The 13,118-nt window shown below is 72.8% G+C and carries 12 protein-coding genes; 3 read left to right on the forward strand and 9 right to left on the reverse strand.

The window, feature by feature from the left end:
- Positions 1-13: 13 nt before the first annotated feature.
- Both ACQEUU_RS01945 and dacB read right to left on the reverse strand, forming a co-directional pair.
- The gene (locus tag ACQEUU_RS01945; protein ID WP_433059419.1) at positions 14-1,090 is read right to left on the reverse strand and encodes a zinc-dependent metalloprotease; all 1,077 of its coding nucleotides are present in this window, start codon (positions 1,088-1,090) and stop codon (positions 14-16) included.
- 84 nt (positions 1,091-1,174) lie between these two features.
- Positions 1,175-2,584 carry a D-alanyl-D-alanine carboxypeptidase/D-alanyl-D-alanine endopeptidase gene (gene dacB, locus ACQEUU_RS01950; RefSeq protein WP_433059422.1) on the reverse strand — a complete coding sequence of 470 codons (1,410 nt, stop codon included), beginning with the start codon at positions 2,582-2,584 and terminating at the stop codon, positions 1,175-1,177.
- Between the two features lie 87 nt (positions 2,585-2,671).
- Between dacB and ACQEUU_RS01955 the strand changes: the two genes are divergently transcribed.
- Positions 2,672-3,163 (forward strand): inorganic diphosphatase, encoded by a 492-nt coding sequence (locus tag ACQEUU_RS01955; protein ID WP_270157535.1) that lies wholly within the window; start codon positions 2,672-2,674, stop codon positions 3,161-3,163.
- Between the two features lie 2 nt (positions 3,164-3,165).
- On the opposite strand, the gene ACQEUU_RS01960 is transcribed toward ACQEUU_RS01955, so the two are convergent.
- The 4 genes from ACQEUU_RS01960 to ACQEUU_RS01975 all read right to left on the reverse strand — a co-directional run bounded on the left by ACQEUU_RS01960 (position 3,166) and on the right by ACQEUU_RS01975 (position 8,565).
- The gene (locus ACQEUU_RS01960) at positions 3,166-4,266 is read right to left on the reverse strand and encodes a C40 family peptidase (protein ID WP_433059426.1); all 1,101 of its coding nucleotides are present in this window, start codon (positions 4,264-4,266) and stop codon (positions 3,166-3,168) included.
- 90 nt (positions 4,267-4,356) lie between these two features.
- The gene (locus ACQEUU_RS01965; RefSeq protein WP_433059428.1) at positions 4,357-5,943 is read right to left on the reverse strand and encodes an RNA polymerase sigma factor; all 1,587 of its coding nucleotides are present in this window, start codon (positions 5,941-5,943) and stop codon (positions 4,357-4,359) included.
- Positions 5,944-6,060: 117 nt separating this feature from the next.
- Complete coding sequence (locus ACQEUU_RS01970; protein ID WP_433059430.1) at positions 6,061-6,861, reverse strand: hypothetical protein; 801 nt, start codon at positions 6,859-6,861, stop codon at positions 6,061-6,063.
- Between the two features lie 93 nt (positions 6,862-6,954).
- The gene (locus tag ACQEUU_RS01975) at positions 6,955-8,565 is read right to left on the reverse strand and encodes an ABC-F family ATP-binding cassette domain-containing protein (protein ID WP_433059433.1); all 1,611 of its coding nucleotides are present in this window, start codon (positions 8,563-8,565) and stop codon (positions 6,955-6,957) included.
- A 224-nt stretch (positions 8,566-8,789) separates the two neighbouring features.
- On the opposite strand from ACQEUU_RS01975, the gene ACQEUU_RS01980 reads away from it, so the two are divergent.
- Together ACQEUU_RS01980 and ACQEUU_RS01985 are read left to right on the forward strand one after the other, a co-directional pair.
- On the forward strand, positions 8,790-9,206 hold the full coding sequence (locus ACQEUU_RS01980) for a peptidase inhibitor family I36 protein (protein WP_433059436.1): 417 nt from the start codon (positions 8,790-8,792) through the stop codon (positions 9,204-9,206).
- Complete coding sequence (locus tag ACQEUU_RS01985; RefSeq protein WP_433059439.1) at positions 9,203-10,207, forward strand: hypothetical protein; 1,005 nt, start codon at positions 9,203-9,205, stop codon at positions 10,205-10,207. Before ACQEUU_RS01980 ends, ACQEUU_RS01985 begins: the two co-directional genes overlap by 4 nt.
- Before the next feature lie 31 nt (positions 10,208-10,238).
- On the opposite strand, the gene ACQEUU_RS01990 is transcribed toward ACQEUU_RS01985, so the two are convergent.
- From ACQEUU_RS01990 to ACQEUU_RS02000, 3 genes are all read right to left on the reverse strand, one after another.
- The gene (locus ACQEUU_RS01990; protein ID WP_433059442.1) at positions 10,239-10,769 is read right to left on the reverse strand and encodes a DUF305 domain-containing protein; all 531 of its coding nucleotides are present in this window, start codon (positions 10,767-10,769) and stop codon (positions 10,239-10,241) included.
- Between the two features lie 109 nt (positions 10,770-10,878).
- A complete protein-coding gene (locus tag ACQEUU_RS01995; protein WP_433059445.1) occupies positions 10,879-12,120 on the reverse strand; it encodes a DUF1266 domain-containing protein in 1,242 nt (413 codons plus the stop codon).
- Between the two features lie 85 nt (positions 12,121-12,205).
- Positions 12,206-12,988 carry a calcium-binding protein gene (locus tag ACQEUU_RS02000; RefSeq protein WP_433059448.1) on the reverse strand — a complete coding sequence of 261 codons (783 nt, stop codon included), beginning with the start codon at positions 12,986-12,988 and terminating at the stop codon, positions 12,206-12,208.
- Positions 12,989-13,118 lie beyond the last annotated feature (130 nt).

The following is a 13,118-nucleotide window of genomic DNA, read 5'->3' on the forward strand; positions in this document are numbered from 1 at the left end:
CGGGGGGCGCGGCTCAGCTCGGCAGGGCCGGGGTGCCGATCACGCGGCGCACCCAGGCGTCCGGGTCGGAGATCTCCGCCGGGGTCGGCAGCGTGTTGGGCGAGGTCCACACCCGGTTGAAGCCGTCCATGCCGGCCTTCTCCACCACGCGGCGGACGAACGCCGAGCCCTCCGCGTACTGCTTCATCTTCAGGTCGATGCCCAGCAGGCGGCGGATCGTCCGGTCGAGCTTGGAGCCGCCCTCTCGGCGCTGGGCGAACTTGCCCCGGATCTCGGCCACCGACGGCACCACCGAGGGCCCAACCGCGTCCATCACGAAGTCGCCGTGGCCCTCGACGAGGGTCATGACGGCCGTGAGCCGGTCGAGCATCTCCTTCTGCTGCGGCGACTGGATCACGTCGATGAGGTTGCCCTCGCCACCCTTGACGACGTCCTGGATGGTGTCCGCGGCGTTGCGCAGGCGCTCCACCAGCGTCGGCAGGTCGAGGTCGGAGGCCAGGAGGAAGTCGGTCATCTGCGAGCGCACGTACTCGCGCAGCCAGGACACCCCGGTGAACTGCACCCGGTGGGTCTCCTCGTGCAGGCACACCCACAGGCGGAAGTCGTGCGGGTTGACGTTCATCTCGCGCTCGGCGTGCACGATGTTGGGGGCGACGAGCGTGAGCCGGCCGGTGGCCTCGCGGCCCGTCGGGTCCGGCGGAAGGAACAGCTCGTACTGGCCCAGCACCCGGGACGCCAGGAAGGCGAGCACGGCGCCGACCTCGACGCCGGTGATCCGCGACCCCACGGCGCTCACGATCGCCGGAGGCGGGTTGGCGCCGCCGGCGATTTTCTGGGTCAGCGGCTCCAGGACGACGCGGAAGCCCTCCACGTTGGCCCTGATCCACCCGGGCCGGTCGACGATGGTCGCCGCCTCCGGCGCGGTCTCGGCATCGATCTTGGTGAACTCCCGCACGTGCCCTTCGGCCTCACGCGACAGCGTACGGAGCTCGGCGACGGCCTGTCTGGCCTCCTCGCGAGTTACTTGAGGACCGGGGCGCACCAGGCGCGTGCCGGTCGAGACGGCCAGATCCCAGTCGATCACCTGCATACACACCACCGTACGTGCTTCTCGTCAAGCCCGCGAAGAAGCGCCATCGCGGGCGAGATCCACAGCAGGTCGGAGACGGGCCGGTCAGGCGCGCGAGACGATGGCCGCGAGCCGGTCGAGCACGGGTTCGGCGTAGACCGGGACCCGGTCGGCCAGGAAGGCGAAGGCCAGCACCCGGCCGTCCCTGCTCGTGGTCAGCCCTGCCAGCGTGCTGACGTTGTTGAGGGTGCCCGTCTTGGCGCGGACCAGCCCGGCCCGGTCCTTGCTGTCGGCGCCGGTGAAGCGGCGGCCGTTGCCCAGCGTGCCGGAGAACCCGGCGACCGGCATGCCGGAGGCGACCGCGTGCAGCCCGGGCCGGTCGGGCGAGACCGCGAGGGCGATGAGTCCGGCCATCGCGGCGGCGCTGATGCGGTTGCGGGTCGACAGGCCGCTCCCGTCGTACACCCGGATGCCCTGGCCGGCGCCGATCCGCCCGAGCACCTGGGGGACGGCCTTGGCGACGCCCGCGAACGAGCCGGGCTGCCCCTCCTTGATCGCCACGTGCCGGGCCAGCGCCTCCGCGAGGTCGTTGTCGCTGGCCGTGAGTGAGTGCTCGACGAGGGCGTAGACCGGGGCCGACTCGACCCTGGCCAGCTCGGCGGCCCCGGCCGGCGCCCGCGCTGGCTTGACCGCGCCGGCGACGCCGATCCCCTTCTTCCTCAGCAGCCCGGCGAAGGCGGCGGCGGCGTGATCCGCGGGGTCGGCGACGCGCGGCCGGTTCAGGCCGGGGTCCTGGCGCCCCTCGTCGATCGCGAGCGCGTGCACCGGCGCGACGTGGCCGTCGGCGACGTAGCCGGGCTTCCAGCCCGGCCCGGTGGCGGGGCCGGTGAAGAGCGTGTCGTCGTACGAGAGCGTGACCCGCTTGACCCCCCGCTGCTTGAGCGCGGCGGCGGTACGGGCCGCGAGTGTGGGCATCGACGCCTGGGCGGGGAAGGAGGTCCGCTTGGCCTTCGGCCCGGCGAGCAGCGGGTCGCCGCCGCCGACCAGGACGACCGCGCCGGCCGACGCACCCTGCACGACGCGGGTGGCCAGGCGGGTGTCGGGGCCGAGCGAGGCGAGCGCGGCGGCGCTGGTGACGACCTTGGTGGTGGAGGCGGGCACGATGCCGGTGTCGGGGTTGGCGGCGAACACCCGCTCACCCGTGGAGGCGTCGACGACGACCGCGCCGACCTGGTCGCCCAGCGCCCGGTCACCCAGCGCATCCGTGAGTCTGCGGGTCAAAGTACCCTTGGTCGGGAGAGGTCCGTCTCCTGGCCTCGCCGTCAGGCCGGCCAGCACCGGCCCCGCGGTGACCACGGGGACTTCGGGAGGCGCGGTCTGCTCGGCCGGTGGCGTCCGCCTCGTCAGCGCGCTCAGGGTGAGGTCGTTGTCAACCGCGTACACGCCGGTGACGATGGTCACGACCTGCAGCAGGACGAGTGTGGTCAGCATCACCCACCGCTCGTGTCGCGCCACGTCGCCCTGACCTCTCATCCTGGTGTTCGCCTACGAGACATTAACGCCCTGCCGGGGTTCCCGGGGGGCGCGAGCGGAGGAACCGCGGTGGAGTTCGACGTTGTCGTTGAGATTCCCAAGGGGCAACGGAACAAGTACGAAGTGGACCACGAGACCGGCAAGATCAGACTCGACCGGCTGTTGTTCACCTCCACGCAGTACCCCGCCGACTACGGCTTCATCGAGAACACCCTCGGTGAGGACGGCGACCCGCTCGACGCGCTGGTGCTGCTGCAGGAGCCGACCTTCCCGGGCTGCTACATCACCTGCCGGGCGGTCGGCATGTTCCGCATGACCGACGAGAAGGGCGGCGACGACAAGGTCCTGTGCGTCCCGTCGACCGACCCGCGCATGGCGCACATCCAGGACATCCACCACGTGGCGGAGTTCGACCGGCTGGAGATCCAGCACTTCTTCGAGGTCTACAAGGACCTGGAGCCCGGCAAGTCGGTCGAGGGCGCCAACTGGGTGGGCCGCATGGAGGCCGAGGCGGAGATCGAGCGCTCCTTCCAGCGGGCCAAGGACGAGGGCCACCACTGAGGTCACCGGGGCCTGGTGGCGCCCACCAGGTCCCGTCTCCAGATCGAGGCGACGCGCACCACGTCGCCGGCCTGCGGCGCGTGCACCATCAGGCCGCGCCCGACGTACATGCCCACGTGGTGGATGGTGCGCGGGTCGTACCGGTTGTGGCCGAAGAACAGCAGGTCGCCGCGGCGCAATCGGGGCAGGGGGACGCGCGGGCCGGACGTCCACTGGGTGCCGGTCCAGTGGTCGAGCCGCACGCCGGCCCGCTGCCACGCCCGCATGGTCAGCCCTGAGCAGTCAAAGCTCCGCGGGCCGTCGGCGGCCCACAGGTAGGGCTTGCCGAGCTGGGTGAGCGCCCAGTTGGCTGCCAGGTCGCCGCGGCTCGACCCGCGGCGCGGCGGCACCCGGAGCCCGCCCGCCCGCTTCCGCCTGGCCAGCAGGTCCGCCCGGTCGCGGGCGGCGTCCACGCGCCGCTGCAGGGCGTCGCGCTCGGCCGCCAGCGCCTTCGTCTCACGCCTCTGCCGCGCCACGGCCTCCTGCGCGGCGGCCCTGGCGCGGCCCGCGCTCTCGGCGGCGGCCCGCTGGGCGGCGTGGGCGTCGGCCGCCACCGCGCGCAGGATCTCGGCCACCGTCCAGGCGTCGCGCATCCTGGAGAGCACCGCGGCCCGCTCGCCGCCGAGCTGCCGGAGCGTGGCGGCGCGATGCAGGAAGCCCTCGTGGCCGCCGGCGTCCCGGACGGGGACCGCGGCGGCGGGCAGCCCCATCCCGCCGTACGCCCGCGCGGCCAGCAGCGCCACCGGCTGCCGGGCGCGCTCCACCTCGGCCTCCGCCGAGGCGAGCCGGGCCGTCGCCCGTCCGTGCGCCTCCTCCGCCCGGCGCAGCCGCACCAGCGCCCCGTTGTACGCCTCCACCCGCCGTTCGGCCTCGGCCGCCAGCTCCTCCAGCTTCGCCTGCGCCTCGGCCAGCGCGGCGGCGGCCCTGGCCAGCTCGCGGGAGCGGGATCGTACGTCCTGCCGCGCGCCGGCGACGTCACGGGAGGGGGGAGCCGGCTCGGCGTGCGCCGGCGGGCTGAGGGTGACGGTCAGGCAGGCGAGCAGGATCCCAGCTCGGACGTGCATAGAATCCCCCCGGTCACTCTATGCACACGGTTCCCAGCGGTCGGCCGGCGTACACCCTGTCTCTCGTGACGGCGGGGTCGTCGCCGCCGGTCAGGCGGGCGGGGAGGCGGACGGGGCCGGCTGCGGCGCCGGGGTGGGCACCGGGTCTGGCGGCGGCGTCGTGGGCTGCGCCGGGGGGTGCGTCGCCGGCTGGGTCGTGGGCTGGGTCGTGGGCTGGGTCGTGGGCTGGGTGGCCGGCGGCGTCCTGGGCGGCGGCGTCCTGGTCCTGGTGACGGTCGGCCGGACAGGCGGCCGGATGGTCGGCCGGACGTGCGGGTGGCCGTGCGGGTGGCCGGTCGGGTGGCCGTGCGGGTGGCCGGTCGGGTGGCCGTGCGGCTTCCGGGTCGGCGGCCCGGTCGTGGGGGGCGTCGTGGGGGGCGTCGTGGAGGGCGTCGTGGGGGCGGCCCCGGGACCGCGGGTGGGATCGCCCGGCCACAGCGGCGGCAGCGTGGCCTGGCCGCTCCGGCTGGGCACCGGCTCCGGGTCGCCGGGCCCGCTGGACGACGGGCCGGCGGTGGGCCACCTTCTGGTGGCCTCCTCCGTGGCGGGCGAGGCCAGGCGGGACGGCGGGGCGATGCTGACCAGGTCCAGCAGCCGGGTGGCGGTGCCGCCGGGTCCCGGCTCGGTGACGGCGGTCTCGGCCTGTTGCCACGGGAGGCCGGGCGGCTCGCCTTCCGGCGGGAACGCCGCGGTGGCGACGCCCGGCAGGCCGCCGACCTCCTTGCCGAAGTAGTCGAAGACGCTTCCTACCGCCACCACGGTCGCGACCGCCGCAAGCGTGCACGCCACCGCCCGAGGCCAGGTGCGCGGCTTCCGTCCCTCGGCCACGGGAAACCCGGCGGCGTCCAGCGCCTGGGACCGGCGGGCGACGTAGCGGCGGTAGAGGAACAGCTCGGGGTCGACGAAGCAGCTCAGCACCCGCACCCTGAGCGCCTCGGGGAGCGTGACCTGCGGCAGCAGCTCGAACACCTTGGCCGCCGACACCTGCCGGCTGCGGTGCGGGGAGCAGGTCTCGCACCGGGCCAGGTGGCGGACGAGCCGCTCGCGCATGTCGGGGGTCAGCTCCCCGGCGAACCCGGCGAGGATGCCGGCCCGGTCCTGGCAGTCGTACGGGACCTTCTTGGCGAGGATCTCGGCGGTGATGGCGTCGCGCAGCCGGTCGCGCGCCCGCTCGCGGGCGGTGTCCACCCGGCGTGGGGGGACGCCCAGCACGGCGGCGAGGCCGGCGGCGGACAGCCCGTGTCGGGTGTCCAGCTCCAGCACCTCGCGGTCGTCGTCGGGCAGGCTCTGGACCGCGCTCCAGGCCATGATCCGCAGGTCGGCGTCGTCGGGGTCATCCGGCTCCGGCGCGCCGGCGAGCGCGTCGCAGGCCGACTGCGGCGCGGCCATCCGGCGGCGCCGGCACTCGCTCCTGGCCAGCGCGTACAGCCACGGGCGGAGCATGCCGGGGTCGGCCAGCGAGCCGGCGTGGGCCTCCGCCGCGATCAGCGTGTCGCGCAGGGCGACCTGGGCGCCGTCGGCGTCGCGGAGCAGGGACCGGCAGTAGCGGTAGACGCTCTCGGCATGCGCGTCGTAGAGCGCGGCGAGTGCGCCGGGGTCGCCGGCGCGCAGGGCTTCGACCAGGGCGCGGTCATTCATATCACCGACTGTAATGGAGTTGTAACTTGCAGTTCTACCGATTCTGCGCGATACACATCCCTTGTCATGGGCCAACCAGAAAAATCTCAAGCAATTCGTCCGGAATAGTCTTTTTGTTTACTCGGCCGAAGGCGAGGACACCTGGCTCCCCCGGTCCGTCTCGAACGGCTCGGTCGTCGGCTTGACCGTGTGCAGCGGCACCGCGCCCCCCATCGCCAGCTCCTCGTAGGGCCGCGCGGTCGACCCCCAGGTACGGGCCGTCACCTCGGTCTTGGCCACCCGGGTGCCCGGCGGCAGCCCTGCCACCGTCAGGATGAACCGCGGCGGGCGGCCCGCCTGCACGTCGTCCACGAACGCGCTGCCGCCGCCGAGCAGCTTGCCGGCGCCGTCGCGCAGCAGCGCGCTCACCACGAGGCTGCTGGCGGGCAGCTGGTACGGGTTCGCGACGTATCCGGTGACCAGGTACGACCCGTCCTTCTGACGCAGGGTCTGCACCCGCGACACGGGGAACGGGCGGAAGGACGAGGGCACCCGGGCCGCGGGCCGCCACTGCGCGGGCCGGTAGGCGACGCTGACCTTGGCCGGCTTCGCCGTGGCGACGCCGTGACCGGTGAACGTCAGCGACCCTCCCGGCGGCACCGCGTCCAGCGGCTGGTCCGTCCGGAACACCTCGCGGCCCCCGGCGTCCTTGCCGACGACGGTCGCCACGACGTGCTCGCCGAAATGCCACGGGTTGCCGTTGGCCAGGACGGCGGCCCAGGTCACGGTGTACCCGTCGTCCGACTTGGCGACGGTCGACGCCTGTTCCATGAGGGTGAGCGGTTTGAGCTGCTGCTGCGTCGTCTCCTCGGACGAGCATCCGGCGAGGCAGATCGCCCCGAGTGCGAGGAGGCTGACGGTTCGGCTAGGCGGGATCACTTTGCCGTGATAACCCGATCATGGGCACGCCCGGCCCCTGACACGCGCCGGGCGTACCAACTCTTTGATTTCCTATCGGGCTTTTTGATGTCCCTAGCGAGCGCGTACGACCCGCTTCTCATCCCAGACCGGCTCTGGCGCCTCATAAACCACACCATCCGCGCCGAACACCAAATAGCGATCGAAATCAGCCGCGAACCATCGGTCGTGCGTGACCGCGACCACCGTGCCGTCGAACGCGTCCAGGCCTTCCTGCAACGCCTCGGCGCTGGCCAGGTCGAGGTTGTCGGTCGGCTCGTCGAGCAGCAGCAGCGTGGCCCCGGACAGCTCCAGCAGCAGGATCTGCAGCCTGGCCTGCTGGCCGCCGGACAGCGTCTCGAACCGCTGGTCGGCGACCAGGCCCGCCAGCTCGTAGCGGGCCAGCGCCTTCATCGCCTCGTTCTTGAGCCTGGCGTGCTCGGTCATCACGATCTCGACCGGGGTACGGCCGATCAGGTCGGGCCGGGAGTGCGTCTGGGCGAAGTGGCCGGGCACCACCCGGGCGCCGAGCCTGGCCGTACCGGAGTGACGGACCCCCTCACCGGCCAGCAGCCGCAGGAAGTGGGACTTGCCCGAGCCGTTCGAGCCGAGCACCGCCACCCGCTCGCCGTACCAGACCTCCAGGTCGAACGGCTTCATCAGGCCGGTCAGCTCCAGCCGCTCGCAGATGACCGCGCGCTTGCCGGTGCGGCCGCCGCGCAGGCGCATGCTGATGTTCTGGTCGGCGGGCGGCGTCTCGGGCGGCCCCGCCTCCTCGAACTTGCGCAGCCGCGTCTGGGCGGCGTGGTAGGGGGCGGCCATGCCGTCGTTGTAGCGCGCCTTGTTCTTCAGCATGTTGACCAGGGCCTTGAGCTTGGCGTGCTCCTCGTCCCAGCGCCGCCGCAGCTCGTCGAGCCGGGCGTTCCTGGCCCGGCGCGCCTCGGCGTAGGTGCCGAAACCGCCGCCGTGGATCCAGACGTTGCCCGACTCCACGGTGACGATCCGGTCGGCTGCGTTGGCCAGGAGCTGCCGGTCGTGGCTGACCAGCAGCACGGTCTTGGGGGTCTCGCGGAGCTGCCGCTCCAGCCACTCCTTGCCCGGCACGTCGAGGTAATTGTCGGGCTCGTCCAGCAGGAGAGTCTGGTCGGGGCCGCGCAGCAGCGCCTCCAGCACCAGCCGTTTCTGCTCGCCTCCGGACAGCGTGGCCACATCCCGATATTTCACGCGATCGTACGGAACACCCAGCGCGGCGACCGTGCACGTGTCCCACAGGACCTCGATCTCGTACCCGCCGGCGTCGGTGTAGTCGCCGATCGCCTGCGCGTAGCGCAGCTGCGTCTTCTCGTCCTCGCGCTCCATCATGTCGAGCTCGGCCCGCTCCAGCCGCTCGGCCGCCTGCCGCACGGCGGGCGGCGCCACGCTCAGCAGCAGGTCGTGCACGTTGCTGCCGTCGCGCACACTGCCGACGAACTGCCGCATCACGCCCAGCCCGCCGGAGGACGCCACGCCTCCCTCGACCGGCCGCAGATCCCCCGCGACGAGCCGCATCAGCGTCGTCTTCCCGGCCCCGTTGGGCCCCACCAGCGCGGCCTTGACGCCCTCGCCGATCCGGAACGACACGTCGTCGAGCAACGGCCGCCCGTCCGGCAGCACATACGTCAGATGAGCGACCTCGACGTGTCCCACGGCATGTCCTTCCTCGACCCTCATGGAGGGTACCGCCCGGTTTCGTGGCCCGGCATCCGCTTTTCGACCGACCGGCGCCCGTCGGCGGCGTTCTACGGATCTCGCCGCCGGTGGCATGGACGACGGCAGGGCTTTACCGGAAGACACGCGCCATGACCTGGAGTATGCGCACGCACACGCTAGGTTAGCGATAGCTCTGGAGCCCACCCCTCAAGGAGGCCCTGTTGAGGCTGTCCTCCCTCATGACCGCCCTCATGACCGCCCTCATGACCGCCGTCCTGCTCGCCTCCGGCCCAGCCGAGGCCAGCCCCCGCTCGGCCTGCTTCCACGGCCGGGTCTGCCTGTACGCGGGCTCCTCCTTCAACCGCGGCCAGGTCGACCTCTGGCGCGACTTCGTCCGCGACGACGTCAACCTGGCCGACGACACCTGGCTGAAATGGGACTACACCGACTCCTCGCTCGGGATGAACAACGACACCAGCTCGGCGAGGAACCGGCTCGGCTGCCCGGTGACGCTCTGGCAGAACCCCTACTTCACCGGCGCCCACAGCACGCTCGGCCACGGCACGGGCGACGGCCTCCTGACCGACAACCCCATCGGCGACAACCGGGCCAGCTCGCTCGACATCTGGTGCCGATGATCAGGCTCCTCGCCCTCGGGCTGGCGGCGGTGTCGGTGGCGACCGGCTGCACGAGCGCGCCGCCGCCCCAGGGGCCCGTCGTCGCCTCGGTGTTCGACCTGGTGCTGCCGTTCGACGCCTACAAGCCGGCGCCGGGCCAGCGCGCGCTGCTCGACGCCGCCCACCGCGCGCTGGTCACCCGCTGCCTCGGCCGGCGGACCGGCCCGGTCCCGCCCGCGCCGCCTGATCCCGGCAACACCCGCCGCTACGGCGTCGCCGACCCCGAACAGGCCCACCGCTTCGGCTACCACCTGCCCACCACCGCCTCCCCCACGACCGGCCGTGAAGGAGGCGCCCGACGCGTTCCGGCGAAAGAGCGTCCCCACCATACGGAAAAGGAGAGACGCCAAGCAGACCGTCCGGGGAGCGAAAGGCGACGGACCGCGAACGAACGAGCCGGCCGTTCCGCGAAGCAGGAGCGGCGGGGCGACGGCCGGCGTGCGAGCCGTTCGGCGCGGGAGAAGCGGCGGGCCGATCGTTTGCGGGAGGAAAGGCTGTACGCGCGTCTGCTGAGGCAGTGCGAGGGACGGGCGGCGGAGCGGCTGGGGCCGACCGGCAGGGCGCCCTGGCGCTGGCTGGCCCGGCGTGACGCCCGAACCCTGGAACGCGCCGCCGCCCGCCCCGAGGTCCGCCAGGCCGTCACCGCCTGGGCGGCCTGCATGCGGGCCGCGGGTCACCCGTATCCGTCGCCGCAAGCGGCCATCGCCGACCCCCGATGGAGCCTCGACGATCCGGTGATCAGCGCCGACGAGAAGCGCGTGGCCATGGCCGACACCGCCTGCAAGTGGTCGTCGGGGCTAGTGGCGCACTGGTTCACGGCCGACGCCGCGCTGCAGCGCAAGCTCGTACGCAAGCACGCGGGCCGCTTCGCCCTCCTGCGCGCCGACGTCAACGAACGCGTCCAGCGCGCCACCACTCTCCTGGCCCGTCAAGGCCCCGCCCCCGGTCGTGGCCGCGCGTGAAGGGATGGCGTCCTCGGCTCCTCGATCGAGGTCAGTTGATCCTGGCCAGGAGTTGCCGCATCTGGTCGATCTGGGCCTTGCGCGACTCCTGCACCTGCGCCGCCCAGCGGGTCGCCTCCGGGTTCACCCCGTCGCGGATCTCCGTCGCGGCCATCTGGACCGCCCCGTCCTGATGGGCCATGAACAGCGTCAGCAGCGCGGGCTCGAACGGCTTCGCCGACCTGAGCGCGGCGATCTTCTTGCGGTCGGTCTCGGGCAGGCCGCCCTGGTGGTCGTGCGCCCCGTCCGGCGGCGTGAGCGGCTGTCCCCAGGCGTGCAGCCAGCGCAGCATCATCTCGACCTCGGTCCGCTGCGTGCTCGCGACGGCCGCCGCCAGCGTCCGCAGCTCCTCCGTGGTCGCCTTCTCCGCCCCCACCTCGGCGATCTCGATCCCCTGCCGGTGGTGCTGGACCATCATCTGGACGAACATCACGTCGTCGGCGTTCACCGGATCCTCGGCGGGCGCGGTGGATCCGCAGGCCGCCACCAGCAGCAATCCCAGGGCGACGAGCCACCCTGCCACTCCGCCATGTTCCCGGGTCCGACGCACCGGCGCCCCCTGCGTTCGGGAAAGAAACCTTCCCAAGGCTTGGGCATATCCGCCCGGTGCGTCAAGGCGTCACCCGGCCCGTTCAGTGCAGCGGGACCGTGTTCCATGGGCTGTTGGGGGAGGCCAGCAGGGCGCGGTGGGCCTCCAGGACCGTGGTGTACCAGTCGCCGAACGTCTCCTGGTCGAAGTGCAGGCACCGGCCCAGCACGTAGCCGGCCGAGAACTCCGGCCACGAGCCGTACACGGCCTGCACCGCCTTGCCCGCCCGTTCGACCGCGGCGTGCAGTTCCTGCTCGGTGGCGTACCGGGCGCCGCGGCCCCAGCGGGCCACCATCGTGGCGCGGCCCAGGTCCCACGCGGCGACGGTGCGCACGTACCCGTCGGGCGGCAGGAGGCCGTCGGCGCGGAAGCGCGACTCGTACCGCATGATCTTGCCGACCAGTCCGCGCAGGCCGGCTCCCAGGTCCTCCAGTTCCTCGTCGGAGACCTCGTCCTTGAGCTGTTCGCGGATGCTCTGCTCGACGCAGTCGCGCCACACCACCGGGTCGACGCGCCGTTCGCCCATCTGCTGGGCGAGCCAGAGCCGGGCGCCGAGCACGTACTCCCACACCCACGGGCTCAGCTCGGCGGCGAGGAGTCGTTCGGTGGTCTCCAGCCAGTCGTCGTGGTCCCGGATCCCCCAGCTCCCGGCCAGCCGCTCGACCTCGCCGCTGTAGCCGGCGCCGTGCCAGTCCAGGGTGTTCCAGGCGTCGCCGTTGCCGTAGCACAGGTGGGCTCCGCAGGCGAGGCCGCGCAGCAGGCCCTCGTCCTGGGGCATGCCGGTGCGGCGGGTCTCGATGCGGTCGCAGGTGCCGTCCGGTTCGAACAGCTCATCGTGCAGGCCGAGCCAGGTGTCCCACTCGTCCTCTGTCGCCAGGAACGCCCTGGCGCACGGCGTCGCCCCGTTCACCAGGAGGACGTGCACGTCGTCCGGCCACAGAGCGACCAGCCCCCGCAACGTGACGAACTCGTACACCACGTCGGGGTGCGGGCGCGGCAGCACCCCGGCCGTGTACGCCCGCACCAGCCTGCGCCCGTCCGGCAGCGTCGTCACGTGCAGCGGCGCCGACCCGTCGCCGCCCCGGGCCTCGCCCAGCGCGACCGGCCGGTAGAGCCCTTCGGCGGCGACGACTCGCAGATAGGCCAGGTGGGCCTCGTCACCGCCGTCGCGGCACAGCTCGTAGAGCCGCTGTTCCCGGAGCGCGGGCGCGAGCCACCGTCCCCCTTCGGGCGGTTCCTCCAGGTACGGGAGTACCTCGTCATGCGTCTCGTCCTCGGGAAGCATGGGCGCAATATAGCGACTTAATGGATCATGTGAGGAGGCCCGGCACGGGAGTTCACGTGCCGGGCCCCCAGCCTCAGGAGATCCCTCAGGAACGGTCGACCGTCTCGCAGGCCACCGGGGCGTCGGCCGCGTCGGCCAGCGCGGTGTCGGCGCCGCCACCGCAGTCGATCAGGGTGTCCTTGGTGCCCTGGACGTCGACGGCGTCGATCACGTCGGCGCCGCCCCGGCCTTCGAGCGTGTCCGCGCCCTGATCGCCGTCCAGCACGTCGGCGCCGGACGAGCCGATCAGCGTGTCGGCGCGGACGGTGCCGCGGACGACCTCCACGTCGAGCGTGACGTCGTCGTTGTCGAGGCCGATCCGGCCGTCGGGCTGCGCGCTGTCGTCCTTGGTCACCTTCACGGCGGCGCCGCTGGAGCCGTAGTCGACGGTGTCGGTGCCGTCGCCGCCCCGGTAGGTGAGGCCGGTGCCCCGCGATCCCCGGCCGGCCTGGAAGACGTCGGCGCCCGGCCCTCCGTCCACGGTGCCCACCAGGCCGACCAGCGACGAGAAGCGGTCGTCGCCCCGGCCGAGCCGGGCGCTGACCGTGGTCACGCCGGCGCCGCAGTTCACCTCGTTCGCCGAGACCTGGGTGCAGCCCGTGCCGGCGAGGACGCTCCCGAACACGTGCAGCCGGCCGCTCACCTCCTGAAGGGTCAGGTTGTCGTGCCGGGTGACGTCGGGCGCCGTGATGGTCACGGTGGCGCCGCTCCTGGTGACGGCGGGCTCGCCGAGGGCGGCGTGGCCGGCGGCGGGCGCCACCGCCAGCACGCCGGCGGCCAGGCCGCCGAGCAGGGACACGCGGAGCACGCCGGACTTGATGCTGTTCATGGTTTCTCCCCGTAAGAGATCTTCGGCGGCGCTCAGTCGAGCACCGCTCACGTTCGTCCCCTACGGTGCGGCAGCTCGCTGCTCGTTACCGTGCATAAGTCCACGTATCAAGCGCTATCGAGAAAAGTGC

Origin of the sequence: Nonomuraea sp. CA-218870 (assembly GCF_050936535.1) — a bacterium.
Taxonomy (GTDB): Bacteria; Actinomycetota; Actinomycetes; order Streptosporangiales; family Streptosporangiaceae; genus Nonomuraea; species Nonomuraea corallina.